The 25308-nt window shown below is 73.0% G+C and carries 22 protein-coding genes; 14 read left to right on the forward strand and 8 right to left on the reverse strand.

All coding sequences use genetic code 11. The features are described 5' to 3' along the window. Window positions 1-37 precede the first annotated feature (37 nt). Complete coding sequence (locus KME66_RS26805) at window positions 38-835, forward strand: hypothetical protein (protein WP_216326843.1); 798 nt, start codon at window positions 38-40, stop codon at window positions 833-835. A gap of 268 nt (window positions 836-1103) precedes the next feature. Here KME66_RS26805 and rbsK read toward each other — a convergent pair whose 3' ends face one another. Then, a complete protein-coding gene (gene rbsK / locus KME66_RS26810) occupies window positions 1104-1988 on the reverse strand; it encodes a ribokinase (protein WP_216326860.1) in 885 nt (294 codons plus the stop codon). A gap of 329 nt (window positions 1989-2317) precedes the next feature. Between rbsK and KME66_RS26815 the strand changes: the two genes are divergently transcribed. The 3 genes from KME66_RS26815 to KME66_RS26825 all read left to right on the forward strand — a co-directional run bounded on the left by KME66_RS26815 (window position 2318) and on the right by KME66_RS26825 (window position 9598). Continuing rightward, a complete protein-coding gene (locus KME66_RS26815) occupies window positions 2318-3049 on the forward strand; it encodes a VIT1/CCC1 transporter family protein (RefSeq protein WP_073217689.1) in 732 nt (243 codons plus the stop codon). A gap of 536 nt (window positions 3050-3585) precedes the next feature. Beyond that, window positions 3586-8145: a glutamate synthase large subunit gene (gene gltB, locus KME66_RS26820; RefSeq protein ID WP_216326863.1), complete on the forward strand. Its 4560-nt coding sequence runs from the start codon at window positions 3586-3588 to the stop codon at window positions 8143-8145. Continuing rightward, a complete protein-coding gene (locus tag KME66_RS26825; protein WP_073217683.1) occupies window positions 8138-9598 on the forward strand; it encodes a glutamate synthase subunit beta in 1461 nt (486 codons plus the stop codon). The genes gltB and KME66_RS26825 overlap by 8 nt, the downstream gene beginning before the upstream one ends. 201 nt (window positions 9599-9799) lie before the next feature. On the opposite strand, the gene KME66_RS26830 is transcribed toward KME66_RS26825, so the two are convergent. Continuing rightward, the gene (locus tag KME66_RS26830) at window positions 9800-10711 is read right to left on the reverse strand and encodes a rhomboid family intramembrane serine protease (protein ID WP_216326866.1); all 912 of its coding nucleotides are present in this window, start codon (window positions 10709-10711) and stop codon (window positions 9800-9802) included. 145 nt (window positions 10712-10856) lie between these two features. On the opposite strand from KME66_RS26830, the gene KME66_RS26835 reads away from it, so the two are divergent. From KME66_RS26835 to KME66_RS26850, 4 genes are all read left to right on the forward strand, one after another. Continuing rightward, on the forward strand, window positions 10857-11609 hold the full coding sequence (locus KME66_RS26835; RefSeq protein ID WP_216326869.1) for a VWA domain-containing protein: 753 nt from the start codon (window positions 10857-10859) through the stop codon (window positions 11607-11609). Continuing rightward, entirely contained in the window at window positions 11606-12178 is a 573-nt protein-coding gene (locus KME66_RS26840; RefSeq protein ID WP_216326872.1) for a HutD family protein, read from the forward strand. The genes KME66_RS26835 and KME66_RS26840 overlap by 4 nt, the downstream gene beginning before the upstream one ends. A gap of 65 nt (window positions 12179-12243) precedes the next feature. After that, window positions 12244-12711: a GNAT family N-acetyltransferase gene (locus tag KME66_RS26845; protein ID WP_073217672.1), complete on the forward strand. Its 468-nt coding sequence runs from the start codon at window positions 12244-12246 to the stop codon at window positions 12709-12711. A 97-nt stretch (window positions 12712-12808) separates the two neighbouring features. Further along, entirely contained in the window at window positions 12809-13300 is a 492-nt protein-coding gene (locus KME66_RS26850; protein WP_216326875.1) for a pyridoxamine 5'-phosphate oxidase family protein, read from the forward strand. Window positions 13301-13341: 41 nt separating this feature from the next. On the opposite strand, the gene KME66_RS26855 is transcribed toward KME66_RS26850, so the two are convergent. Together KME66_RS26855 and KME66_RS26860 are read right to left on the reverse strand one after the other, a co-directional pair. Further along, the gene (locus KME66_RS26855) at window positions 13342-14367 is read right to left on the reverse strand and encodes an acyl-CoA dehydrogenase family protein (protein ID WP_216326880.1); all 1026 of its coding nucleotides are present in this window, start codon (window positions 14365-14367) and stop codon (window positions 13342-13344) included. Continuing rightward, window positions 14367-15512, reverse strand: coding sequence for an acyl-CoA dehydrogenase family protein (locus tag KME66_RS26860; protein ID WP_216326883.1), 1146 nt, complete (start codon window positions 15510-15512; stop codon window positions 14367-14369). Before KME66_RS26860 ends, KME66_RS26855 begins: the two co-directional genes overlap by 1 nt. A 103-nt stretch (window positions 15513-15615) precedes the next feature. Here KME66_RS26860 and KME66_RS26865 point away from each other — a divergent pair, with 103 nt between their 5' ends. The 5 genes from KME66_RS26865 (at window position 15616) to KME66_RS26885 (ending at window position 20562) form a co-directional block, all read left to right on the forward strand. After that, window positions 15616-16398, forward strand: coding sequence for an SDR family oxidoreductase (locus KME66_RS26865; protein ID WP_216326886.1), 783 nt, complete (start codon window positions 15616-15618; stop codon window positions 16396-16398). A gap of 54 nt (window positions 16399-16452) precedes the next feature. Then, window positions 16453-17064: a TetR/AcrR family transcriptional regulator gene (locus KME66_RS26870; RefSeq protein ID WP_216326889.1), complete on the forward strand. Its 612-nt coding sequence runs from the start codon at window positions 16453-16455 to the stop codon at window positions 17062-17064. Between the two features lie 108 nt (window positions 17065-17172). Next, on the forward strand, window positions 17173-18330 hold the full coding sequence (locus KME66_RS26875; protein WP_216326892.1) for an acetyl-CoA C-acetyltransferase: 1158 nt from the start codon (window positions 17173-17175) through the stop codon (window positions 18328-18330). 229 nt (window positions 18331-18559) lie between these two features. Then, window positions 18560-18763, forward strand: coding sequence for a cold-shock protein (locus tag KME66_RS26880; RefSeq protein ID WP_073217653.1), 204 nt, complete (start codon window positions 18560-18562; stop codon window positions 18761-18763). Window positions 18764-18948: 185 nt separating this feature from the next. Further along, entirely contained in the window at window positions 18949-20562 is a 1614-nt protein-coding gene (locus KME66_RS26885) for a DEAD/DEAH box helicase (RefSeq protein ID WP_216326895.1), read from the forward strand. Between the two features lie 248 nt (window positions 20563-20810). On the opposite strand, the gene KME66_RS26890 is transcribed toward KME66_RS26885, so the two are convergent. Genes KME66_RS26890 through KME66_RS26905 form a run of 4 tightly spaced genes read right to left on the reverse strand, consistent with a single transcriptional unit; the run spans window position 20811 to window position 24267 of the window. Then, window positions 20811-21878, reverse strand: a complete 1068-nt coding sequence (locus KME66_RS26890; RefSeq protein WP_216326897.1) for a nitronate monooxygenase family protein — start codon at window positions 21876-21878, stop codon at window positions 20811-20813. Further along, the gene (locus KME66_RS26895; protein ID WP_216326900.1) at window positions 21878-22627 is read right to left on the reverse strand and encodes a CoA-transferase subunit beta; all 750 of its coding nucleotides are present in this window, start codon (window positions 22625-22627) and stop codon (window positions 21878-21880) included. Before KME66_RS26895 ends, KME66_RS26890 begins: the two co-directional genes overlap by 1 nt. Beyond that, window positions 22624-23514 carry a CoA transferase subunit A gene (locus KME66_RS26900; RefSeq protein ID WP_073217641.1) on the reverse strand — a complete coding sequence of 297 codons (891 nt, stop codon included), beginning with the start codon at window positions 23512-23514 and terminating at the stop codon, window positions 22624-22626. Before KME66_RS26900 ends, KME66_RS26895 begins: the two co-directional genes overlap by 4 nt. A 3-nt stretch (window positions 23515-23517) precedes the next feature. Further along, a complete protein-coding gene (locus KME66_RS26905) occupies window positions 23518-24267 on the reverse strand; it encodes an enoyl-CoA hydratase family protein (RefSeq protein WP_216326905.1) in 750 nt (249 codons plus the stop codon). Window positions 24268-24360: 93 nt separating this feature from the next. On the opposite strand from KME66_RS26905, the gene KME66_RS26910 reads away from it, so the two are divergent. Continuing rightward, entirely contained in the window at window positions 24361-25305 is a 945-nt protein-coding gene (locus KME66_RS26910) for an SDR family oxidoreductase (RefSeq protein WP_216326910.1), read from the forward strand. Window positions 25306-25308 lie beyond the last annotated feature (3 nt).

Here is a 25308-nt window from a genome sequence, read left to right on the forward strand (position 1 = left end):
CCGCCGACCCCGCTCCCGGCACTGGGAGTCCGGCTCGGTGACCTGGGTCCTCATGGCGTCGACCGTGCTCGCCCTCGCGGTGGGTGTCGGGGTGGTCCTGTGGCAGCTGACCGGCAAGGAACGGTTCTACGTCCTGCTGTTCTGCTGCGCGTCGGGCTCCAGCCCTCTGGTGAACCTGCTGGTGAAGGCGCCGGTCGCCGAGGCGGTTGCGGCAGCCGGTTCGACCCGGGCCGAGGTCACGGCTGCCTCACCGCTCTGGTTCCTGGTCTTCGCCCTGCTCCTGCCGCCCGTCTCCGAAGAAGCGGTCAAGGCCCTGCCCGCGTTCCTGCCGCGGGTCAGGGCCCGTCTCGCCCGGTCCTGGCTCCGGACGGGACTGGCGCTCGGCTGCGGGTTCGGAGTGGGGGAGGCCGGGTTCGTGGGCTGGACGATGGTCAGGGCGGACGGGCCCGGCCCGGCCGTGGTGGACCTGCACAGCTTCGCCACGGAACGGGTCTTCGCGTCACTCGGGCACGGTGCGATGACCGCCGTGGTGCTGTGGGGCTTCGCGGGCCGTCGGTGCCGTTGGCCGCTGGGGCTGCTCGCGGCCGTCGCCCTGCACACCGTGCTGAACCTCGCGGCCTTCCTCGACCAGGTGACCCCCCTCCCCCCGCCAGTCGTGGGCCTCTCCTTCCCGGCCGGCCTCGTGCTCCTGGGGGGCGTCTTCGCGCTGCTCCGGAGAGCGGCGAACCGGGAGTCCGCCGCCGGTCCCCGGGAACAGCCGCCCGCGGACGCGGACCGTGAGATCCCACCGGACCGTCCGCCGTCCGAGCGGGGGCGGCTCGACGGCAGACCGTAGGGGTCGCTGTCGCCCTGCCGTCTGCCATCCGCCGTCTGCCGTCTGCCGTCTGCGGCCCGGGACCCGGCGTCCGGGGTCCGGCGCGCTCGCGCTCCCTACCCGTCCGGTTGCCTCACGGACCCGCGAAGCACCCCAGGGGCCGCCGGGGTCCGGCGCGCCGCCACCGTCGCCGTCGTGTCCCCGAACGGCCCGTCCGGCAGTGGTTCCCGGGAAGGGGCCGGTGAGGCCGACGTCCTCGGCCCGGCGAGGGCCCCTGACCCGGTGCCGGTCACGCCGCCTCGATCTCGCCGCGGTAGGGCATGGACGTGGACGCGCCCCGTTTCTGGATGCAGAGCGCGGCCGCCGAGGACGCGAACGCCAGCGCCTCGGCCACCGGACGCCGCTCGCCGAGCGCCACGGCCAGCGCCCCGACGAACGTGTCCCCGGCCCCGGTCGTGTCGACGGCGGTCACCGAGGGCGCCTCGAAGAGCACCGGTTCCCCGCCCCGGGCCGCGTACAGGCTTCCCCTCGCGCCGAGCGTGATGATCACCTCGGGCACCCGGCGCAGCAGGATCTGCGCGGCGGCGTGCGGTTCGGCCTGCCCGGACAGCTCGGCCGCCTCGTGCTCGTTGGGGACCAGCAGGTCGATGTGGTCGAGGAGCTCGTCGGGCAGCGGCTGTACGGGGGAGGGGGTGAGGATGGTCCGCACGCCCTGGGAGCGGGCGGCGCGGGCGCCCTCCACCACGGCGGACAGCGGGAGTTCGAGCTGCATCAGCAGCAGCTCGGACGCGGCGATCGCCGCGATCTCCCCGGGGCCGAGCGCGGTGACGACGCCGTTGGCGCCGGGGACCACCACGATCGCGTTGGACCCGGCGTCGTCCACCACGACGTGCGCGGTGCCGCTGGGGCCTTCGGCGGTGTGCAGGAGGTCGGTGTCGACGCCCGCGTGCTCCAGCCCGTCGCGCAGCTGTGCGCCGTACGCGTCGTTCCCGACCGCGCCGATCATCATCACCTCCCCGCCCGCGCGGGCGGCGGCGACGGCCTGGTTGGCGCCCTTGCCCCCGGGGATCGTCCGGAACTCCCGTCCGGTGACGGTCTCGCCGCGCCGCGGGGCGCGGGCGGTGTAGGCGACGAGGTCCATGTTGGTGCTGCCGAGCACCGCGATGCGGGTCATGGGCGCAGAGCCTCCTGGTGGGTCGGTGCGGAGTGGGCGTCGGATCCGATCCGGTCGAAGCGGGGTGCGGGGGCGGCGGGCGTTCGTCCGGGCCGGGCCCGACCGGGTCCGTTCCCGGGGCCTGTCCGTATCTGTGCCACGCGGAGGACGCCCGGCGTCGGGACAGCGGCGTGATGGAGCCGTTCGGGTGGCCCCTAAGGAAGCTGAGGCTGGCCTTTCCTCGCAGGTCAGAGCGGTGGTAAGCCAGCCCTGCCTTGCTGGCGGCGATCGCCCGGACGGCGTACCTTGGACTTTGTCGAAATTTGTACTCAGCAGGGGAGAAGTGAGTCGTGGCCATCATCGAGACCGATGCCGTTCTGCACGAGGCGCACCGGGACAACCACACCCACCGGGACGTCAACGGTGGCTGGCTGCGTCCCGCCGTCTTCGGCGCCATGGACGGCCTGGTCTCCAACCTCGCCCTGATGACCGGCGTCGCCGGGGGTGCGGTCTCCCAGCAGACCATTGTGATCACCGGGCTCGCGGGCCTGGCCGCCGGGGCGTTCTCCATGGCGGCCGGCGAATACACCTCCGTCGCCTCGCAGCGCGACCTGGTCCAGGCCGAGCTGGACGTCGAGCGCCGCGAACTCCGCAAGCACCCCAAGGACGAGATGGCCGAACTGGCCGCGCTCTACGAGTCCCGGGGGGTGGACGCGCCGCTGGCCCGCGAGGTGGCCCGGCAGCTGTCCCGCGATCCCGAGCAGGCGCTGGAGATACACGCCCGCGAGGAGCTGGGCATCGACCCCGGCGACCTGCCCTCGCCGCTGGTCGCCGCCGTCTCGTCGTTCGGCGCGTTCGCACTGGGCGCCCTGCTGCCCGTCCTGCCCTATCTCCTCGGCGCGAGCGCCCTGTGGCCCGCCGTGCTCCTCGCGCTTCTCGGCCTCTTCGCCTGCGGCGCGGTCGTGGCCCGGGTGACGGCCCGCAGCTGGTGGTTCAGCGGGCTGCGGCAGCTCGCCCTCGGCGGCACGGCGGCCGCGATGACGTACGGACTCGGCACCCTGTTCGGCGTCGCCGTCGGGTGACCCCCGAGGGTGGCCCGCCGAACGGTGTCGCCGGACGGCGCGGCGGGCGGACCGGACGGCGCGGGGGCGGAGCGGCCGGACTGCGCGGCGGCCGGAGCGGCCGGGCGACCGGCGTAACCGGGTCGCCCGAACGGCGCAACCGCCCCGCAACCCCTGTGACGTACGTCCTGGCACCGCCCACTGGGCGCGAGCGGCCCCGCGGCCGTAAAATGAGACGCTATGCAGCGCTACACATAAGTAGCCGTAACTCGGTGGTTTCGTTTCGCGTACCGCCGGGCAAGAGCCGTAAGCACCGCAGGCAACGACGCCTGCTCTCTGCGACTCCCCGGGCGCCGATCGTTCCGACAGCGACCCACCCCTGGTCAGCCGGTCGCCTCTGGATCGCCCAGTCACTTCCGGTCACCACGGTGTCCGTATGTTGGAACAAGCCTTCCGCTTCTTGAGAAGCGCCCCATCATGTAACCTGCACGAAATTTCGCAGAGGGCCAACGTCGTCCCTCGGCACTGCACATGCCACGACGACGACGGGAGAGCCGATGCGTATCGACGCCTGGTCGCCCATGGACGGTCGCCCCGCCCAGCAGGGGATGTACGACCCCCGTAACGAGCACGACGCCTGTGGCGTCGGGTTCGTGGCCACTCTGACCGGTGTGGCCAGCCATGAGCTGGTCGAGCAGGCGCTGACCGTGCTGCGCAACCTCGAACACCGCGGCGCCACCGGCTCCGAGCCCGACTCCGGCGACGGCGCCGGCATTCTCTGCCAGGTCCCGGACGCCTTCCTGCGCGCCGAGACCCCTTTCGAACTTCCCGAGGCCGGCTCGTACGCCGTGGGCATCGCCTTCCTGCCCGCCGACAACTCCACCGAGGCCGTCCGCACGATCGAGAAGATCGCGGCCCAGGAGGGCCTGAAGGTCCTCGGCTGGCGCGACGTCCCGGTCACCCCCGAACTTCTCGGCAACGGCGCCCGCGCCACCATGCCCACCTTCCGCCAGGTCTTCGTCGCCGACGGCGAGAGCGCCGGCATCGTCCTGGACCGCAAGGCGTTCGTCCTGCGCAAGCGTGCCGAGCGTGAGGCCGGGGTGTACTTCCCCTCGCTGTCCGCCCGCACCCTCGTCTACAAGGGCATGCTCACCACCGGGCAGCTGGAGCCGTTCTTCCCGGACCTCTCCGACCGCCGCTTCGCCTCCACGGTCGCCCTGGTCCACTCCCGGTTCTCCACCAACACCTTCCCCAGCTGGCCGCTGGCCCACCCGTACCGTTTCGTCGCGCACAACGGCGAGATCAACACGGTCAAGGGCAACCGCAACTGGATGAAGGCCCGCGAGTCCCAGCTCGCCTCCAGCCTCTTCGGCCAGGCGCAGCTCGACCGGATCTTCCCCGTCTGCACCCCGGACGCCTCCGACTCGGCCTCCTTCGACGAGGTGCTGGAACTGCTCCACCTCGGCGGCCGCTCGCTGCCGCACGCCGTGCTGATGATGGTCCCCGAGGCGTGGGAGAACCACGACTCGATGGACCCGGCCCGGCGCGCCTTCTACCAGTACCACGCGTCGATGATGGAGCCCTGGGACGGCCCGGCCTGCGTCACCTTCACCGACGGCGTCCAGGTCGGCGCGGTCCTCGACCGCAACGGGCTGCGCCCCGGCCGCTACTGGGTCACCGACGACGGCCTCGTCGTGCTCTCCTCCGAGGTCGGCGTCCTCGACATCGACCCGGCCAAGGTCGTCCGCAAGGGCCGCCTCCAGCCCGGCCGCATGTTCCTCGTCGACACCGCCGAGCACCGCATCATCGAGGACGACGAGATCAAGGCGTCCCTCGCCGCCGAGCAGCCCTACCAGGAGTGGCTGGAGACCGGCGAGATCGAGCTGAGCGACCTGCCCGAGCGCGAGCACATCGTGCACACCCACGCCTCGGTCACCCGCCGCCAGCAGACCTTCGGCTACACCGAGGAAGAGCTCCGCGTCATCCTCGCGCCGATGGCCCGCACCGCCGGCGAACCGCTCGGCTCCATGGGCACCGACTCGCCGATCGCCGCGCTCTCCGAGCGCCCGCGGCTGCTCTTCGACTACTTCACCCAGCTCTTCGCCCAGGTCACCAACCCGCCGCTGGACGCCATTCGCGAGGAGCTCGTCACCTCGCTGCGCTCCTCGCTCGGCCCCCAGGGCAACATCCTGGAGCCGACCGCCGCCGCGGCCCGCAGCGTCACGCTGCCCTTCCCGGTGATCGACAACGACGAGCTCGCCAAGCTGATACACATCAACGCCGACGGCGACATGCCGGGCATGCGGGCCGCCACCCTCTCCGGTCTCTACCGGGTGAGCGGCGGCGGTGACGCGCTGGCCGCGCGCCTGGAGGAGATCTGCGCCGAGGTCGACGCCGCCATCGAGGACGGCGCCCGCCTCATCGTCCTCTCCGACCGGCACTCCGACGCCGAGCACGCGCCGATTCCCTCGCTGCTGCTCACCTCCGCCGTCCACCACCACCTCATCCGCACCAAGCAGCGCACCCAGGTGGGCCTGCTGGTCGAGGCCGGGGACGTCCGCGAGGTCCACCACGTCGCGCTGCTCATCGGTTACGGCGCCGCCGCGGTCAACCCGTACCTCGCGATGGAGTCCGTCGAGGACCTGGTCCGCGCCGGGACGTTCATCGAGAACATCGAGGTCGAGCAGGCCATCCGGAACCTGATCTACGCGCTCGGCAAGGGCGTCCTGAAGGTCATGTCCAAGATGGGCATCTCCACCGTCGCCTCCTACCGCGGCGCCCAGGTCTTCGAGGCCGTCGGCCTCGACGAGGAGTTCGTCGCCGCGTACTTCAACGGCACCGCCACCAAGATCGGCGGCGCCGGACTGGACGTCATCGCCAAGGAGGTCGCCGCCCGGCACACCAAGGCGTACCCCGCCTCCGGCATCGCGGCATCCCACCGCGCGCTGGACATCGGCGGCGAGTACCAGTGGCGGCGCGAGGGCGAACCCCACCTGTTCGACCCGGAGACGGTCTTCCGCCTCCAGCACGCCACCCGCAACCGGCGCTACGACATCTTCAAGCAGTACACGGACCGGGTGAACGAGCAGTCCGAGCGCCTCATGACGCTCCGCGGCCTCTTCGGCTTCACCTCGGACCGGGCCCCGATCTCCGTCGACGAGGTCGAGCCCGCCTCGGAGATCGTCAAGCGCTTCTCCACCGGCGCCATGTCGTACGGCTCCATCTCCCGCGAGGCCCACGAGACCCTCGCCATCGCGATGAACCGGCTCGGCGGCAAGTCCAACACCGGCGAGGGCGGCGAGGACCCGGAGCGCCTGTACGACCCGGAGCGCCGCTCCTCCATCAAGCAGGTCGCCTCCGGCCGCTTCGGGGTGACCAGCGAATACCTGGTCAACGCCGACGACATCCAGATCAAGATGGCCCAGGGCGCCAAGCCCGGCGAGGGCGGCCAGCTGCCCGGCCACAAGGTCTACCCGTGGGTCGCCAAGACGCGTCACTCGACGCCCGGCGTCGGCCTCATCTCGCCGCCGCCCCACCACGACATCTACTCCATCGAAGACCTCGCGCAGCTGATCCACGACCTGAAGAACGCCAACCCCGTCGCGCGCATCCACGTGAAGCTCGTGTCCGAGGTCGGCGTCGGCACGGTCGCCGCCGGTGTCTCCAAGGCCCACGCGGACGTCGTCCTCATCTCCGGCCACGACGGCGGCACGGGCGCGTCCCCGCTCACCTCCCTGAAGCACGCGGGCGGCCCCTGGGAGCTCGGTCTCGCCGAGACCCAGCAGACCCTGCTGCTCAACGGCCTGCGCGACCGCATCGTCGTGCAGACCGACGGCCAGCTCAAGACCGGCCGCGACGTCGTCATCGCCGCCCTCCTCGGCGCCGAGGAGTTCGGTTTCGCGACCGCGCCGCTCGTCGTCTCCGGCTGCGTCATGATGCGCGTCTGCCACCTGGACACCTGCCCGGTCGGCATCGCCACCCAGAACCCGGTGCTGCGCGACCGCTTCTCCGGCAAGGCCGAGTACGTCGTCAACTTCTTCGAGTTCATCGCCGAAGAGGTCCGCGAACTCCTCGCCGAGCTGGGCTTCCGCTCCATCGAGGAGGCCGTCGGCCACGCCGAGCTCCTCGACACCGACCGGGCCGTCTCGCACTGGAAGGCGCAGGGCCTCGACCTCGCCCCGCTCTTCCACGTGCCCGAACTGCCCGAGGGCGCGGTCCGCCACCGGATCGTCGAGCAGGACCACGGCCTGACGAAGGCGCTCGACAACCAGCTCATCAAGCTGGCCGCCGACGCGCTGGGCGCGACAAGCCCCGAGGCCGCCCGCCCGGTCCGCGCCCAGGTCGCGATCCGCAACATCAACCGGACCGTCGGCACGATGCTCGGCCACGAGGTGACCCGCAAGTTCGGCGGCCCGGGCCTGCCCCAGGACACCATCGACATCACCTTCACCGGCTCGGCCGGCCAGTCCTTCGGGGCGTTCGTGCCGCGCGGCATCACCCTGCGTCTGGAGGGCGACGCCAACGACTACGTCGGCAAGGGCCTCTCCGGCGGCCGGGTCATCGTCCGCCCGGACCGGGGCGCCGACCACCTCGCCGAGTACTCCACCATCGCCGGCAACACCATCGGCTACGGCGCGACCGGCGGCGAGATCTTCCTCCGCGGCCGCACCGGCGAACGCTTCTGCGTCCGCAACTCCGGAGCCCTCGTCGTCTCCGAAGGCGTCGGCGACCACGGCTGCGAGTACATGACCGGCGGCCACGCCGTCGTCCTCGGCGAGACCGGCCGCAACTTCGCCGCCGGTATGTCGGGCGGTATCGCGTACGTCATCGACCTGAACCGCGACCACGTCAACGTCGGCAACCTCGGCGCCGTCGAGGAGCTGGACGACACCGACAAGCAGTGGCTGCACGACGTCGTGCGCCGCCACCACGAGGAGACCGGCTCCACCGTCGCCGAGAAGCTCCTCGCCGAGTGGGACACCGCCGTGGCCCGCTTCAGCAAGATCATCCCGTCCACGTACAAGGCAGTGCTCGCCGCCAAGGACGCCGCTGAGCTCGCCGGTCTCTCCGAGCAGGAGACCACCGAGAAGATGATGGAGGCGGCGACCCATGGCTGACCCCAAGGGCTTCCTGACCACCGGACGCGAGGTCGCCCAGACCCGCCCCGTGGCCGAGCGCGTCAAGGACTGGAACGAGGTCTACGTTCCGGGCTCGCTGCTCCCGATCATCAGCAAGCAGGCCGGCCGCTGCATGGACTGCGGCATCCCCTTCTGCCACAACGGCTGCCCGCTCGGAAACCTCATCCCCGAGTGGAACGACTACGCCTACCGCGAGGACTGGACCGCCGCGTCCGAGCGGCTGCACGCCACGAACAACTTCCCGGAGTTCACCGGGCGGCTGTGCCCGGCGCCCTGCGAGTCCGCGTGCGTGCTCGGCATCAACCAGCCCGCCGTCACCATCAAGAACGTCGAGGTCTCCATCATCGACAAGGCGTGGGACAGCGGCGACGTCACCCCGCAGCCGCCCGAGCGCCTCTCCGGCAAGACCGTCGCGGTCATCGGCTCGGGCCCGGCGGGACTCGCCGCCGCCCAGCAGCTGACCCGGGCCGGCCACACCGTCGTCGTCTACGAGCGCGCGGACCGCATCGGGGGCCTGCTGCGCTACGGCATCCCCGAGTTCAAGATGGAGAAGTCGCACATCAACCGCCGCATCGAGCAGATGCGCCTGGAGGGCACCAAGTTCCGTACGGGGGTGGAGATCGGCCAGGACATCGACGCCGCCAAGCTCCGCCGCCGCTACGACGCCGTCGTCATCGCGGCCGGCGCCACCGTCTCCCGCGACCTGCCGGTCCCCGGCCGTGAGCTGAACGGCGTCCACTTCGCGATGGAGTACCTGCCGCTGGCCAACAAGGTGCAGGAGGGCGACCTCACCGTTCCCCCGATCACCGCCGAGGGCAAGCACGTCGTCGTCATCGGCGGCGGCGACACCGGCGCCGACTGCGTGGGCACCGCCCACCGCCAGGGCGCGGCCTCCGTCACCCAGCTGGAGATCATGCCCAAGCCGGGCGAGGAGCGGAACGCCAACCAGCCCTGGCCGACCTTCCCGATGCTCTACAAGGTCACCTCCGCGCACGAGGAGGGCGGCGAGCGGGTCTACTCCGTCTCCACCACCCACTTCGAGGGCGACGAGGACGGAAACGTGGCCGCCCTCCACCTGGTCGAGGTCGAGTTCAAGGACGGTAAGCTGGAGCAGAAGCCCGGCACGGAGCGGCGCATCCCCGCGCAGCTCGTCACCCTTGCCATGGGCTTCACCGGAACCGACCAGTCCAACGGTCTGGTCCAGCAGTTCGGCCTGGAGCTCGACCAGCGAGGCAACGTCGCCCGCGACGAGAGCTACGCGACCAACGTCGACGGCGTCTACGTCGCCGGTGACGCGGGACGCGGCCAGTCGCTGATCGTCTGGGCGATCGCCGAGGGCCGCTCCGCCGCCCGCGGAGTCGACCGCTTCCTGACCGGGACCAGCGCCCTGCCGGCCCCGATCCGCCCGACGGACCGCTCCCTGCTGGTCTGAGCACCACCCGGGTTCCCCCTGGGCCACGCGGCCCGGGGGAGCCCCCTTGATACGTCCCGTACAACGGCGTGCGGAACTGAACGCGGCGCCCGCCTGTCCCCGACCGGACTCAGTGGGCGCCGTGGCGCGTCCGGGCCCGGTCCGGCCCGGGGCCCGTGGCGGGTCCGGGGCCCGTGGCGGGTCCGGTTCCGCCCGGTCCTCTCAGCCGCCCGTCAGCGCCGAGGTCCTCACCGCGACCGCCACCGCGAACAGCCCCAGCAGCACCAGCCCGCCCGCGAGCTGGAGGGGCCCGGTCCGCAGCTTCGCCGGCGCGTAGGCCAGCCCGTACGTCACCAGCGCCCCGGTCAGCAGCCCGCCCAGGTGCCCCTGCCACGAGGTGAACAGCGCCGAGAGCACCATCCAGATCAGGAACCCGGCCATGAACCGGTTGACGGCCGCCATGTCATGGCCGAGCCGCCGGTGGATGACCCAGTACGCGGCGGCCAGGCCGAAGACCGCACCGGAGGCGCCGACGGTGGAGGTGTCCGGGGCCAGCAGGTAGACCAGTACCGAGCCGCCCACCGCCGACAGCAGGTACAGCCCCAGATAGCGGGCCCGGCCGAGCTGCCCCTCCACCGCCCGGCCGATGTTCCACAGCGCGAACATGTTGAACAGCAGGTGCATCACCCCGAACGACGCGTCCGGCGGCAGGTGCAGGAACGCCCCGGTCACCAGCCGGTACCACTCGCCGTCCGCGACGCCCGTCAGCTCGTACCCCGGGAAGGTGTCGCCCCGGTAGTAGTACTGCTCGCCGTCCGGCCCGGTGAGGGCCGCCCCCAGCACCGCGAACCGGTCCACGATCTCCGGCCGGACCACTTCGCCGAGGTAGGCGAGCACGTTGAGCGCGATCAGGACGTAGGTCACGACCGGTGCCGCCGCCCGGGACACCGCACCGCCGAAGACGGTACGGGGCTGCCGCACCGACCGCTGCCCCTCCTTCACGCACTCCACGCACTGATGGCCGACGGAGGCCTCCCGCATGCAGTCCGGGCAGATGCGGCGGTCGCAACGGGTGCAGCGGACATACGCCTCGGTGGACGGATGGCGGTAGCACGTGGTGGCGGCGGCCTCCATGGCCGGCTCCTTCGCTGGGGGTGGGCAACGAGCCGGTGGGGGCGGCGGCGATCAAGATAGCGAACCGCTGCGACGGGCCGTGTGCCCGGGGCCCGGCCGTCGCCTAGGCTCAAGGTCCGGCGAAGACCGAACGGGGGGAGCCGTCATGCGCGGAGCGGACACGGCCGTGGCCGAAAGAGGCCCGGCGATCAGCCTGACCAAGGTCCAGGAGACGGCTCCGGCCCTCGTCAGCCTCTACAAGAGCGCCGGGGTCTCGCTGGAGAAGCACGGCCTGGGCGGTCACCGCGCGGCCGTCTATCTCGTCCTCGACTACTCCGGCTCGATGAAGCCCTACTACCGTGACGGCAGCGTCCAGGCACTGGCCGACCGGGTCCTGGGCCTGTCGTCCCACCTCGACGACGACGGCACGGTCCCCGTCGTCTTCTTCTCCACCGACGTCGACGCGGTCACCGACATCGCCCTCGACAACCACCACGGCCGGATCGACGAGATCGCCGAAAGCCTCGGCCACATGGGGAAGACGAGCTACCACCTGGCGATGGACGCCGTCATCGACCACTACCTCGACAGCGGCTCCACCGAGCCCGCCCTGGTCGTCTTCCAGACGGACGGCGGACCGATCAACAAGCTCGCCGCCGAGCGCTATCTCTGCAAGGCCGCCAAGCTGCCCGTGTTCTGGCAGTTCGTCGGTTTCGGCAACACCCGCAGCAACCAGTTCGACTTCCTGCGCAAGCTCGACGAACTCGCCGTCCCCGCCAAGCGGCCCGTCGACAACGCCGGTTACTTCCACGCGGGCCCCGACCCCCGGAAGGTCCCGGACCGCGAGCTGTACGACCGGCTCGTCGCCGAGTTCCCGCTCTGGCTGGCCGCCGCCCGTGAGCAGGGGATCGTCCGGTGACCCCGCGCATCCTGCGCGCCGCCGACCTGACCCCCGCCCCCTGGAAGAACGGCGGCGGGCTCACCCGGGAGATCGCCACCGGCCCCGGGGGCGCGGGGGCCGACGCCTTCGACTGGCGCGTCAGCCTCGCGGACGTCACCGCCGACGGGCCGTTCTCCGCCTTCCCCGGGGTGGACCGCATCCTCACCGTGGTCGAGGGCGCCGGCATGGACCTCGTCGTCGGGGGCGAGCACCACATCGTGGACGAGCCCCTGTGGCCGCACGGCTTCCCCGGCGACCTGCCCACCGAGGGCTTCCTGCTGGGCGGCCCCGTCGTCAACCTCAACGTCATGTACCGCCGGGCCCGTACGCGGGCGGAGACCGCGGTCGTCTGCGGCACCGTCCGCCTGCTGCCGCCGGAGGGCGGCGCGGTGCTCGCCGTCTCCCTCGACGACGGCACGGAGCTGGAGGGCGGGGGCGGCGGCGGTGTCCGGCTGGACCGCTACGACGCCGTGCTGGCGGCCGGGGAGTCGCCCGGAGTCCTGCGGACGATGGGCCATGCGGTGCTGACCACGTTCTCCCGCACGTGACCGACCGGCCCTTGGCGGGCCGGAAAACGGGCACCGATCTCCTCACCGCGGGATACGGTCCAGGCATGCTCGACAACGTATCCGGAAGCACCGTGATCCGCCGCTACGCCGCCGCGGACGAGAACGCGGCGATGGACGTCTGGTCCCGTGCCGGCGGTCCGGCCCACCCCTTCATCCCCGGCGAGGGCGGGGGTGAGCGCGCCCGCAAGATGCGCGAGATCTACCTCGTCCACGCCGAGAACTGGGTCGTCGAGACGGACGGCCGGGTGGTGGCCCTGCTGGGACTCCTGGACGCCGAGATCGGCGGCCTCTTCGTGGCCCCGGAGGCACAGGGCACCGGGGTGGGGCGGCGCCTGGTCGAGCACGCGGCGGCGCTGCACGGCTCATTGACCCTTGAGGTGTACGAGAAGAACACGGGGGCTCGCGGCTTCTACGCGCGGATGGGTTTCGTGGAGGAGAGCCGCCGCGTCGACGAGGAGTACGACGAGGTGATGGTGAGGCTCACCCGGCGGGCTCCGGAGAACCACGCCTGAGGCGTCGAGGTGGTGCGGCGGTGGCGTCCGGCTCGCCGGGACGCGTCTGCATGTCGCGCGCGAACACCGACAGCAGGTGTCGGGTATCCGGTGTTCCATGGCGTCCATGACGCCTTCCTCACCCGTCTCCTGGGACGGTTTCGCCACCGCCGAACCCGACTTCGCCGACACCGTCCAACGCCGCTTCCGCCTCTACAAGCACCACGTCCTCGCCACCCTGCGGAAGGACGGCTCGCCCCGGGTCACCGGCCTGGAGGCCGACTTCCGCTTCGGCGAGATGCTGCTCGGCATGATGCCGGACTCGCTCAAGGCCCTGGACCTGCGCCGCGACCCGCGCTTCGCGCTCCACGCCAACCCGGGCCCCGACGCCGAGATGAACGACGGCGACGTCCGGGTCAGCGGCCGGGCCGTGGAGATCACCGACCCCGAGGTGATCGCCCGCTTCATCGAGGAGGCCACTCCGCCCGAGCCCTTCCACCTCTTCCGGGCCGAGCTGACCGAGGTGGTCCGGACCGGTCTCGACGGCGACTTCCTGGTCATCCAGTCCTGGCGGCCGGGGCAACCGCTGCGCACCGCGCGCCGGAAGTGACCACGGCACCTGCGGCCGGGGTGCCCGGCCGCAGGCCGCCCTCACCCCGCCAGCACCCGGGCCCGGCACGCGGACGGCGTCCCCCAGGCGTCCCGCAGCGGCCGGGCCCGGCGCAGCCACCAGGCCAGGTCCAGCTCCTCGGTGTAGCCGATCGCGCCGTGCAGTTGCAGCGCGGTACGGGCCGCCGCGTACCCGGCCTCGCCCGCCGCCACCTTCGCCGCCGCGACCGCGGCCCCGGCCCCGGGCGACCCCTTGGCCGATCCCGCCCCGGCCCCGGGCCGGGAGGACTCCGAGGCCAGCTCAACCGCCGCCCCGTACAGCAGCGGGCGGGCGAACTCCAGGCCGAGCAGGGTGTCCGCGAGGCGGTGCTTGACCGCTTGGAAGGAGCCGACGGGCACGCCGAACTGGGTGCGCTGCTTCACGTACGCCACGGTCGCCCGCAGCAGCTCCTCCCCGCAGCCCAGCGCCAGGGCCGCCGTGGCGAAGGCGGCCCGGTCGCCCGCCGCCCGTGCCGCCGCCCGTACCGCCGGGCCCTTGGCGACCGGGGCGCCGCCCGGCTCGGGCCGGAACAGCCGGCGCGCCGGGTCCGCCGACGCCGACGGTTCCCCGGGGCCTGGGGCGAGCCGCAGGGCGTCGCCGGTCACCGTGAACACCGCGTCCGCCGCGTCCGCGTCCGGGGCGTACGGCCCGTACCCCTCCAGGGTCAGCGACACCACCGCCGTACCCGAGGCGATCCCCGGCAGCCACTCATCGGCCGCCGTCCCGCCCGCCCCGGCCAGCAGCGCCCCGGCCGCCAGGGTCTCCGCCACCGGTCCCGGCACCGCGTGCCGCCCCAGCTCGACGCAGGCGACGGCCGTCTCCACGGGCAGCGGCCCGACACCCCCGTACGCCCCCGGGACCGCCAGCGCGAACACCCCCGCGTCCCCGAGCCGCCCCCACAGGTCCCGCCCCGGACCGTGGTCCCCGGCCGCCCACGCCCGCAGCACCGCCGGGGTGTCCGCCGCCGTCAGCAGCGCGTCCAGGGAGCGCCCGAACTCCCGCTGCTCGTCGGTGAGCAGGAAACGCATCAGCGCCGTCCCTTCGGCAGGCCGAGCAGCCGCTCGGCGATGATGTCGCGCTGGATCTCGTTCGTCCCGGCGTAGATGGGCCCGGCGAGGGCGAAGACGTATCCCTCCGCCCACGGGGTGTCTGCCCGCTCCGCGTCCGGGCCCAGCAGGTCGAGTGCCGTCTCGTGCAGCGCGATGTCGTAACGCGACCAGAACACCTTGTTCAGGCTGGACTCCGGACCGAGCGCCGCGCCCGCCGCGAACCGCGACGCGGAGGCGGCCGTGAACAGCTGATAGGCCCGCGCCCCGATCACCGCGTCCGCCACCCGGTCGCGCAGGGCCGTGTCCCCCGGGTCGCCCGCCCGGCGCCACAGTTCCGTCAGCCGGCCGGCCGCGGCCAGGAAGCGGCCGGGGGAGCGGAGGGTGAGCCCCCGCTCGTCGCCGGTCGCCGCCATCGCGATGCGCCAGCCCTGCCCCGGCTCCCCGATGACGTCCTCGTCCGGCACGAAGACCTCGTCGAGGAAGATCTCGGCGAAGGCCGGTTTCCCGTCCAGCCGACCGATCGGACGGACCGTCACCCCGGGGTCCCGCAGCCCGAACATCAGATACGTCAGCCCCTGGTGCGGCTTCGCGGCCCCCGGGTCCGTACGGAAGATCCCGAACGCCCGGTCCGCGAACGCCGCCCGTGAGGACCACGTCTTCTGCCCCGTCAGCAGCCAGCCGCCCTCCGTCCGCACCGCGCGCGACCGCAGCGCCGCCAGGTCCGACCCGGCCTCCGGCTCCGACCATGCCTGTGCCCAGACCACCTCGCCGCTCGCCATCGGCCCCAGCACCCGGGCCCGCTGCCCGGCCGTGCCGTGGGCCAGAAGGGTCGGCGCGAGGAGGCTGACCCCGTTCTGCGAGACCCGGCCCGGCGCGCCCGCCGCCCAGTACTCCTCCTCGAACGCCAGCCAGCCGAAGAGATCCGCGCCCCGGCCCCCGTACTCCTCGGGCCAGGCGACCGCCGACCAGCGGCCGGAATGCAGCAGAGCCTCCCACTCCCGGTGCGCGGCGAACCCCTCCCCGGTCTCCAGGGAGGGCAGCGGCCGGGCCGGTACGTGCTCCCGCAGCCAGGCCCTGGCCTCGGTCCGCAGCGCCTCGGTCCGGGCTGTCTGCGCCAGATCCATGGGGGTCCGCCTTCCGTGAGGCTGTTCCCTAACAAGTGTTTGGTAGGTTAACCTATGGTCCCAGCACCGTCGAGGCGTCACGAGAAGCCAGGGGGATGGGCCGATGAGCGCACCGCCGTACCTGCCGGGACACGGACTGCTGGCCGGCCGCACCGCCGTCGTCACCGCCGCCGCCGGGGCCGGGATCGGCGGCGCCACCGCCCGCCGCTTCCTGGAGGAGGGCGCCCGCGTCGTCGTCAGCGACGCCCACGCCCGGCGGCTGAAGGAGAGCGTCCGTGCCCTCGCCGACACCTTCGGCCCCGACCGCGTCACCGCCCTGGCCTGCGACGTCACCGACGAGGACCAGGTGGCCGCCCTCTTCGCACACACCGAGCGCACCCACGGCGGCCTCGACATCGTCGTCAACAACGCCGGACTCGGCGGCACCGCCGAACTCACCGAGATGACCGACGGCCAGTGGACGAAGATCCTCGACGTCACCCTGAACGGCACCTTCCGCTGCACCCGCGCCGCCCTCCGCTCCCTCAAGGCCGCCGGGCGGGGCGGGGTCGTCGTCAACAACGCCTCCGTGGTCGGCTGGCGGGCCCAGCGCGGCCAGGCCCACTACGCCGCCGCCAAGGCCGGAGTCATGGCCCTGACCCGCTGTGCCGCCGTCGAGGCCGCCGACTACGGCGTACGCGTCAACGCCGTCGCCCCCAGCCTCGCCCTGCACCCCCACCTCGCCAAGGTCACCTCCGCCGAACTCCTCGCCGAACTCACCGAGAAGGAGGCCTTCGGCCGGTACGCCGAACCCTGGGAGGTCGCCAACGTCATCGTCTTCCTCGCCAGCGGCTACTCCTCGTACATGACCGGCGAGGTCGTCCCCGTCAGCAGCCAGCGTGCGTGAGCACCCGCATGGGCATCTGCGTGAACACCCGGGCGGCGGGCGGACAATGGCCGGGTGCCTACCAAGAAGAAGCCCCAGGTGACCCCCACGCCGGAGCGACGCCGGGAACTGCTCGCCACCGCCGCCGAGGTCTTCGCCGCCCAGGGATACAACGCCACCACCGTGCGCCGCATCGCCGACGAGGCCGGGATGCTCGCGGGCAGCCTCTACTACCACTTCGATTCCAAGGAATCGATGATCGACGAGATCCTCTCCACCTTCCTCGACGAGCTCTGGCAGGGCTACGACCAGGTCCTGGCGGCCGGCCTCGGCCCCCGCGAGACCATCGAGGCGCTGGTCACCGAGTCCTTCCGGGAGATCGACCGGCACCGCCCCGCCGTGGCGATCTACCAGAAGGAGTCCAGGCACCTCGCCACCCAGCCCCGCTTCGCCTACCTCGCCGACTCGCAGACCAGGTTCGAGAAGGCGTGGCTCGGCACCCTGGAGCGCGGTGTGGCCGAGGGGGTCTTCCGGGGCGACCTCGACGTCCGCCTCACCTACCGCTTCGTCCGCGACACCGTCTGGGTCGCCGCCTCCTGGTACCGGCCCGGCGGACACCACAGCCCCGAGGAGATCGCCCGCCAGTACCTCTCGATGGTGCTGGACGGGATCGCCCCGCGTACCTAGGGCCTGTCGTCTCACTGCCGCCGTCGCCCGGAGGGCGGCAGTGAGACGACAGGCCCTGGGACCCGTCCGGTACACGTGCCCCCTTCGCCCGCGTGAGGAGCAGCAGCCATGAGCGAGGCCTACATCGTCGAAGCCGTCCGCACCCCCGTCGGCCGGCGCGGAGGGGGCCTCGGGGCCGTCCACCCCGCCGACCTCGGCGCCCACGTCCTCAAGGAGCTGATCCGCCGCGCGGGCGTCGACCCGGCCGCCGTCGAGGACGTCGTCCTCGGCTGCCTCGACACCGTAGGACCGCAGGCCGGCGACATCGCCCGTACGGCATGGCTCGCCGCCGGACTGCCCGAGGAGGTTCCCGGCGTCACCGTCGACCGCCAGTGCGGCTCCTCCCAGCAGGCGGTCCACTTCGCCGCCCAGGCCGTCCTCTCCGGCACCCAGGACCTCGTCGTCGCCGGCGGCACCCAGAACATGACCCAGATCCCCATCGCCTTCGCCTCCCGGCAGGCCGCCGAACCCCTCGGCCTCACCCAGGGGCCGTACGCGGGCAGCGAAGGCTGGCGCGCCCGCTACGGCGACGCCCCCGTCAACCAGTTCCACGGCGCCCAGCTCATCGCCGAGAAGTGGGGCATCAGCCGCCGGGAGATGGAGGAGTTCGCCCTCACCTCCCACCGGCGGGCCGTCCGCGCCCTGGACGAGGGCCGCTTCGCCCGCGAGACCGTCGCGTACGGGAACGTCACCGCCGACGAGGGGCCGCGCCGCAGCACCACCCTGGAGCAGATGGCCCGGCTGTCCCCCGTCGTCGAGGGCGGCACCATCACCGCCGCCTGCTCCTCCCAGGTCTCCGACGGGGCCGCCGCCCTGCTCATCGCATCGGAGCGCGCCGTCGCCGACCACGGCCTCACGCCCCGGGCCCGCATCCACCACCTGTCCGTCCGGGGCGAGGACCCCATCCGGATGCTCTCGGCCCCGATCCCCGCCACCGCGTACGCCCTGAAGAAGTCCGGCCTCACCCTCGACGCCGTCGACCTCGTCGAGATCAACGAGGCGTTCGCCCCGGTCGTCCTCGCCTGGCTCCGGGAGACCGGCGCGGACCCCGGGCGGGTCAACGTCAACGGCGGAGCCATCGCCCTGGGCCACCCGCTCGGCGCCACCGGGGCACGGCTCATGACGACCCTGCTCCACGAACTGGAACGCACCGGCGGCCGTTACGGGCTCCAGACCATGTGCGAGGGCGGCGGACAGGCCAACGTCACCATCGTCGAGCGGCTCTGAGCGCCGGTGCCGTCCCGCTCCGGCGTGTCATGATCCACCACAGCGGGGGAGGACGTGCTAAGGTGTTTCCCGTTGCAGTTTTGGTACCCATAAACATTATGCGCGCCTGACGGGAATGCTTCGTCAGGCGCTTTATTGTTTCCGGCTTTCTCCGGATGGGGCTCAATGCGGCGACTTGGGATCCGTACAGTGCGGATTTCCGGCACTGCACCTGTTTTAGGAGAATGACATGGCCACCGGCACCGTGAAGTGGTTCAACTCGGAAAAGGGCTTCGGCTTCATCGAGCAGGACGGCGGCGGCGCCGACGTCTTCGCCCACTACTCCAACATCAACGCCTCCGGCTTCCGTGAGCTGCAGGAGGGCCAGAAGGTCTCCTTCGACGTCACGCAGGGCCAGAAGGGCCCGCAGGCCGAGAACATCACCCCGGCCTGATCGCCGCGCGCGTACCTCGCTGACCGGGGCCCGCACCGTCACGGTGCGGGCCCCGGTTTGTGCTGTCCGAGCAGACAAGCCGTTCCGTGCGCACGTCCTGGGGGCGCACTGGGAACGGCCGGGCCGGCACATCGCAGCACCCCATTCGGCAGTTGCCCAGGAATCCCCCAGGAGGGCAATTCCGCATGACCAGCTCCGAACGCTCCGAACGCCAGGACCGCACCCCCCGCTCGCGACCGGCCCGTGGCCGGGGCCGCGGCCAGGGCGCCGGCTCCCAGGCGCCCTCGAACGGCCGGGGCGCCGCACCCCGCTCCCGGCCCCAGGGCGGCTCCAAGCCCGCAGCCCGCCGCAAGCCCGCCGTCGCACCCCCCGCCGAGTTCACTCTGCCGGAGACCGTGACCCCCGCGCTGCCGTCCGTCGAGGCCTTCGCCGACCTCGACATGCCCGCCGCGCTGCTGAAGACCCTCGCCGCGCAGGGCGTCACCGAGCCGTTCCCGATCCAGGGTGCGACCCTGCCGAACTCGCTGGCCGGCCGCGACATCCTCGGCCGGGGCCGCACCGGCTCCGGCAAGACGCTCGCCTTCGGCCTGGCGCTGCTGGCCCGCACCGCCGGCCGCCGCAGCGAGCCGCGCGCCCCGCTCGCCATGGTCCTCGTCCCCACCCGTGAGCTGGCCCAGCAGGTCACCGACGCGCTGACCCCGTACGCGACCGCCGTGAACCTGCGGCTCGCCACCGTCGTCGGCGGCATGTCGATCACCCGGCAGTCCGCCACCCTGCGGCGCGGCGCCGAAGTGCTCGTCGCCACCCCGGGCCGGCTCAAGGACCTCATCGAGCGCGGCGACTGCCGCCTGGACCAGGTCGCCATCACCGTCCTCGACGAGGCCGACCAGATGGCCGACATGGGCTTCATGCCGCAGGTCGTCGCCCTGCTCAAGCAGGTCGAGGCGGACGGGCAGCGCATGCTGTTCTCCGCGACCCTCGACAAGAACATCGACCGGCTCGTGAGGATGTTCCTCACCGACCCGGTCGTGCACTCCGTCGACCCGTCCGCCGGTGCGGTCACCACGATGGAGCACCACGTGCTCCACGTCCTGGACGAGACCGACAAGAAGGCCGTCGCCACGAAGATCGCCGCCCGTGACGGCCGGGTGATCATGTTCGTCGACACCAAGCGCGCCGCCGACCGCTTCGCCAAGCGGCTGCTCGCCAGCGGTGTCCGGGCGGCCGCCCTGCACGGCGGGCGCTCCCAGCCGCAGCGCAACCGGACGCTGGACCAGTTCAAGAACGGCCAGGTCACCGCACTGGTCGCGACGAACGTCGCGGCCCGCGGCATCCACGTCGACGACCTCGACCTGGTCGTCAACGTGGACCCGCCGACCGACCACAAGGACTACCTGCACCGCGGGGGGCGCACGGCGCGCGCCGGGGAGTCCGGCAGCGTCGTCACGCTGGTGCTGCCCGCCGAGAAGCGTGAGATGACCCGGCTGATGCGGGACGCGGGCATCGCACCGCGCACCACACAGGTCACCTCCGGCGACGAGGAGCTGTCCCGGATCACGGGTGCCCGTGAGCCGTCGGGCGTCGCGGTCGTGATCGAGGTGCCGCAGCCGACCCCGCCGAAGCAGCGGACCCGGTCGGGCTCCGGCGGCGGAGCGGTGCGCTCCGGGAGCCGGGGCCGGGGACGGCGCGGATCGGGCGGCGGCGGTGCCGGCTCCGGCGCCGGCGCGCAGGGCGGTGCGGCACGGTCCGGTGCCCCTGCACGGTCCGGTGCCCCTTCGCGGCGTCGCCGGGCCGCGTAGGCGCGGCACGTCAAGCCGTCCGGCGAGGGAGGACCGGGCTCCGGTGCAGAGCCCCGAACACCCCGGGAGGGGTTCTGTCCTCGATCGCCGGACGGGCTGGATGGGGCGGCCCGGCCCGAGGCGCGAGCTGTCCTCGATCGCCGGACAGGCTCGATGGGGCGGCCCGGCCCGGTCTGAGGCGCGGGTGTCCTCGATCGCCGGACGGGCTTGACGGGGCGGCCCGGCCCTCGGCCTCGGGCAGAGCGTCCTCAGTCGCCGGACGGGCCTGACGGGGCGCCCAGGGCCGCGAGGGCCGTCTCCGCGTCCGCCATCACCCGCTCCACCAGCCCCGCCACGCTCGGCAGGTCCTCGATCAGGGCTGCCACCTGGCCCGAGGCCATGATCCCCAGGTCCGTCCGGCCCTCCACCATCGCCGCCCTCAGCAGCATCGGCGTGTTCGCCGCCAGCAGTACCTGGCTCCAGCTCAGCTCCTTGCCGTGCCGCATCGCCAGCCCGTCCCGGGCCATGCCCAGCCGGCTCAGGCCGGACAGCCGCCGGAGGCGGGACGCCCGGCGCACCGCCCCGTACAGGGCTCGCAGCCGGCCCCCACCGCCCTCCAGCTCCGCCACCATCTCCGTACGGAGCATCCGGTGCGGGAGCCCGTCCACCGCCCGTGTCAGCGTGATGTCCTTCGCGGTCGCCGCCAGATAGCGGGCCTTCACCGCGTCCGGGACCGTCGAGTCCGAGGTCAGCAGGAACCGGGTCCCCATCGCGACCCCCGCCGCCCCGTACGCCAGCGCTGCCACCAGCCCCCGGCCGTCGTGGAAGCCGCCCGCCGCGACCACCGGGATGTCCACCACGTCCACGACCTGCGGCAGCAGGACCGTGGTGGCGACCTCGCCCGTGTGGCCGCCGCCCTCGGCGCCCTGCACGATCACCGCGTCCGCACCCCAGGCCGCGACCTTCTCCGCGTGCCGCCGGGCCCCCACCGACGGGACGACGACCACGCCCGCGTCCTTCAGCTCGGCGATCAGCTCCCTCGACGGGGCGAGGGCGAACGACGCCACCCGGACGCCCTCCTCGACGATGATCCGCACCCGCTCCCGGGCGTCCCCCGCGTCGGCCCGCAGGTTCACCCCGAAGGGCGCGTCGGTCCGGGACCTCACCTCCCGTACGGCGGAACGCAGTTGCTCCGGCGTCATGGTCGCGGAGGCCAGGATGCCGAGCGCCCCGGCCCGCGCGGTCGCGGTGACCAGGCGAGGGCCCGCCACCCAGCCCATCCCGGTCTGCACGATCGGGTGCCGGACACCGACGAGGCCGGTCAGGGCGGTGCGCATCAGGCCCGCACCTCCCGGTCCCGGGTGCGGTCCGGGTCGATGACCTCGCGGATCAGGGCCAGTTCGGCGGGGGAGGGGGCGCGGGTGTACGGGACGTCGGCGGGGACCGTGAGCGCGAAGCCCGTCGCCTCGCGGACCCGGTCGACCGTGACGCCCGGGTGGAGGGAGGCCAGCCGCATCGAACGGTCCGGCGTCGCGAAGTCGAAGACCCCGAGATCGCTCACCACCCGGGGGATGCGGTGGAACCGGGTGGCCGACGGGCCCGCCGCCCGCGCGCTGTCGTGCCCGACCCCGCAGATCATGTCGACCCGCTCGACGAAGACCCGGGCGGAGTGCCGGGGGATCCAGTAACTCACCGGGTTGTTCAGGGTGTTGACGGGGGCGCCGCGTACCCCGAGGAGCTGGCGCGCCGGCTGCTCCCAGTCGCCGATGCAGGAGATGTTCTGGTTGCCGAAGCGGTCGATCTGGCTCGCGCCCATCATCACGTGCCGCCGTCCGCCCGTGACCAGGGTCAGATGCCTGCGGTAGGGGAGCCAGCCCTCCGGCTCGCCGTCCGGGCCGACGAGCGTCGCCTCGCCGTCGGTGAGGAGCAGATCGGGGGCGAAGGTCAGCCGGGCCAGCCGGGCCCCGGCCGACGGCACCGCGCCCATCGGACTGGCCAGGATCTCCCCGTCGCCCCGCCAGGCTTCCGCGCAGGCGATCACGCAGTACTCGGCACGGGTGACGTTCTCCACGGCGGACGCGCTCATCCCTGCTCCTCGTGCCAGACGCGGACGGCTTCCCGGTAGCTCTTCTCGTCACCGTCCGGCGGCAGGAAGCGCGCGGCGAAGTCCGCCCAGGCCGCGGGGTCCGCCGCCGCGGCCGCGTACGCCTTCTGGAACGGCTCGTCGCGGGGGTGGTCGGGGACGCAGGAGGTGAAGTGCGCCCCGCCGGGCGTCTCCACGACCCCCGTGACGGAGTGCCGTTGCACCAGGAGGGTCGGCAGCGCCCCCGCGCCCTCGGTCAGCTCCCGCGTCTCCACCAGACGTTCGCAGGAGACGTACGCCGCGTCCGCCGCCTCGCAGAACAGGTCGTCGAAGTACGGGTCGGGCCCCAGGTACCGGCCGTTGCCGCGCCGGTCCGCCCGGTTGAGGTGGACCAGCGCCGCGTCCATCCGCAGGGCGGGCATCGCGACGAACTCCTCCCCGTCCTCGTACGGCGACGTCACCGTCCGCAGCTGAGGGTTGACCCGCATCACGTCCGAGCCCAGCCCCGCCCGCACCGGCAGGAACGGCAGCCGGTTCGCCGCCGCGTGCAGCCCCCACAGGAACATCGCCTCGTCGATCTCCGTCAGTGCGAACGCCCCGCGCTGCCGGGCCGCCCGGTAGTGCGGCTCCAGCGGGATCGAGTCGAGCGTCACGAACGGCGTGACCAGGCGGCGGATGCGCCCCGCCGCGGCGAGCAGGCCGATGTCCGGGCCGCCGCAGGAGATCACCGTGAGATCGCCGACCGACGACCGGAGCAGCGCCCGGACCAGGGCCATCGGCTTGCGGCGCGACCCCCAGCCGCCGATCCCGATCGTCATCCCGCTGCTCAGCCGGCCGACGGCCTCCTCGGGTGTCATCGTCTTGTCGCGCGGGGGCGGGGCGGTGGTCACGGCTCAGGCCTCCTTGCCGAAGGTGCCGCGGACCCGGGCCGCGGTCCCGGAGAGGTTCGCCTCGAAGGTGAACCCCTGCTCGAAGCGGTAGCTGCGCCGTACGTCGACGGGGTCGATGCCGTTGATCGCGGCCTTGGCCAGCCGCAGCAGACGGCCGTCCTTGGCGGCGATCTCCGCCGCCAGCGCCAGTGCAGCGGTGTCGAGCCGGTCGGACGGCACCACCTGCCAGACCGAGCCGTGAGCGTGCAGTTCCGCGGCGGTGACGGTCCGCGAGGTGTAGTACAGCGTGCGCATCAGATGCTGCGGGACCAGCCGGGCGAGGTGCGTCGCCGCGCCCAGCGCGCCCCGGTCCAGCTCCGGCAGGCCGAAGACCGCGTCCTCGCCCGCCACGATCGCGTCGGCGTTCCCGACGAGCCCGATCCCGCCGCCCAGGCAGAACCCCCGCACCGCCGCGACGACCGGCACCTCGCACGCGTACACCGCGGCGAACGCCTCCGCACACCCGTGGTTGGCGCCGATCAGGGACGCGTGCCCCGGATCGCGCTGCAACTCCTTGATGTCCACGCCCGCGTTGAAGCCGCGCCCCTCGGCGGCCAGGACGACGCAGCGCACCTCCGGGTCGCGGCCCGCCGCCCGTACGGCGTCGGCCAGGTCGTACCAGCCCTGTACGGGCAGCGCGTTGACGGGCGGATGGTCGACGGTGACGACGCGGACGCCGTCGGTCCCGGAGGGTGAGGAGGTGGAGACAGTCATCGGAGGATCAGCTACCTTTCCACCAAACGTTTGTTAGGTTGACGGTAGCAGGTGCCCCGCCCGCCAACCAGGCCCACTGACCGGGGAGATGAGATGACCGGACCCACCGCACACCGCGCCGGACTCTGCGCGGGCCGGGTCGTCGCCGTGACCGGCGCCGGGCGCGGTCTCGGCCGCGCCCACGCCCTGGCCTTCGCCGCCGAAGGGGCCCGGGTCGTCGTCAACGACCTGGGCGTCGGGCCGGACGGGGGCGGAACACCGAAAGACGAGGCGCCAGGCCCTGCCCACGCGGTCGTCGAGGACATCGTGGCGGCCGGCGGCGAAGCCGTCGTCCACGGCGGCGACATCGCCACCGCCGAGGGCGCGGCCTCCCTGGTCGACACCGCCCTGGACGCCTTCGGCCGCCTCGACACCCTGGTCAACAACGCGGGATTCCTGCGCGACCGGATGCTGGTCAACCTGGACGAGGACGACTGGGACGCGGTGGTACGGGTCCACCTCAGGGGCCACTTCCTGCCCCTCAAACACGCCGCCGCGCACTGGCGCGCCGAGGCGAAGGCGGGCCGCACACCGGTCGCCCGGGTGATCGCCACCAGCTCCGGCGCCGGACTCCTCGGCAGTGTCGGCCAGGGCAACTACGCGGCCGCCAAGGCCGGAATCATCGCCCTGACCCTGGTCGCGGCGGCCGAGCTGGGCCGGTACGGGGTCCAGGTCAACGCCCTCGCACCCGCCGCCCGGACCCGGATGACCGAGCAGACCTTCGCCGAGGCGATGGCGGCCCCGGAGGAGGGGGAGTTCGACGCCATGGCCCCCGCCAACGTCTCGCCCCTCGTCGTCTGGCTCGGCTCCGCCGCGAGCGACGGCGTGACGGGCCGCGTCTTCGAGGCCGAGGCGGGCCGCATCACCGTCATGGAAGGCTGGCGCCCCGGCCCCACCGACGACCGGGGCGCGCGCAGGTCCCCGGCCGAGGCGGGCGAAACGGTGCGCCGGCTGCTGGCGCACGCGGAGGAGCCGGGGCGGGTCTACGGGGCGCCCTGAGGT

This window comes from Streptomyces sp. YPW6, from assembly GCF_018866325.1.
Classification (GTDB): Bacteria; Actinomycetota; Actinomycetes; order Streptomycetales; family Streptomycetaceae; genus Streptomyces.

Bases quoted from the DNA above. Each gene is read 5' to 3' on its own strand.
- rbsK (WP_216326860.1), bottom strand. From the start codon at position 1,988: ATGACCCGCATCGCGGTGCTCGGCAGCACCAACATGGACCTCGTCGCC.
- gltB (WP_216326863.1), top strand. From the start codon at position 3,586: ATGCGTATCGACGCCTGGTCGCCCATGGACGGTCGCCCCGCCCAGCAG.
- KME66_RS26835 (WP_216326869.1), top strand. From the start codon at position 10,857: ATGCGCGGAGCGGACACGGCCGTGGCCGAAAGAGGCCCGGCGATCAGC.
- KME66_RS26845 (WP_073217672.1), top strand. From the start codon at position 12,244: ATGCTCGACAACGTATCCGGAAGCACCGTGATCCGCCGCTACGCCGCC.
- KME66_RS26895 (WP_216326900.1), bottom strand. From the start codon at position 22,627: ATGAGCGCGTCCGCCGTGGAGAACGTCACCCGTGCCGAGTACTGCGTG.
- KME66_RS26850 (WP_216326875.1), top strand. From the start codon at position 12,809: ATGGCGTCCATGACGCCTTCCTCACCCGTCTCCTGGGACGGTTTCGCC.
- KME66_RS26905 (WP_216326905.1), bottom strand. From the start codon at position 24,267: ATGACTGTCTCCACCTCCTCACCCTCCGGGACCGACGGCGTCCGCGTC.
- KME66_RS26885 (WP_216326895.1), top strand. From the start codon at position 18,949: ATGACCAGCTCCGAACGCTCCGAACGCCAGGACCGCACCCCCCGCTCG.
- KME66_RS26875 (WP_216326892.1), top strand. From the start codon at position 17,173: ATGAGCGAGGCCTACATCGTCGAAGCCGTCCGCACCCCCGTCGGCCGG.
- KME66_RS26825 (WP_073217683.1), top strand. From the start codon at position 8,138: ATGGCTGACCCCAAGGGCTTCCTGACCACCGGACGCGAGGTCGCCCAG.
- KME66_RS26830 (WP_216326866.1), bottom strand. From the start codon at position 10,711: ATGGAGGCCGCCGCCACCACGTGCTACCGCCATCCGTCCACCGAGGCG.
- KME66_RS26890 (WP_216326897.1), bottom strand. From the start codon at position 21,878: ATGCGCACCGCCCTGACCGGCCTCGTCGGTGTCCGGCACCCGATCGTG.
- KME66_RS26860 (WP_216326883.1), bottom strand. From the start codon at position 15,512: ATGGATCTGGCGCAGACAGCCCGGACCGAGGCGCTGCGGACCGAGGCC.
- KME66_RS26880 (WP_073217653.1), top strand. From the start codon at position 18,560: ATGGCCACCGGCACCGTGAAGTGGTTCAACTCGGAAAAGGGCTTCGGC.
- KME66_RS26910 (WP_216326910.1), top strand. From the start codon at position 24,361: ATGACCGGACCCACCGCACACCGCGCCGGACTCTGCGCGGGCCGGGTC.
- KME66_RS26865 (WP_216326886.1), top strand. From the start codon at position 15,616: ATGAGCGCACCGCCGTACCTGCCGGGACACGGACTGCTGGCCGGCCGC.
- KME66_RS26855 (WP_216326880.1), bottom strand. From the start codon at position 14,367: ATGCGTTTCCTGCTCACCGACGAGCAGCGGGAGTTCGGGCGCTCCCTG.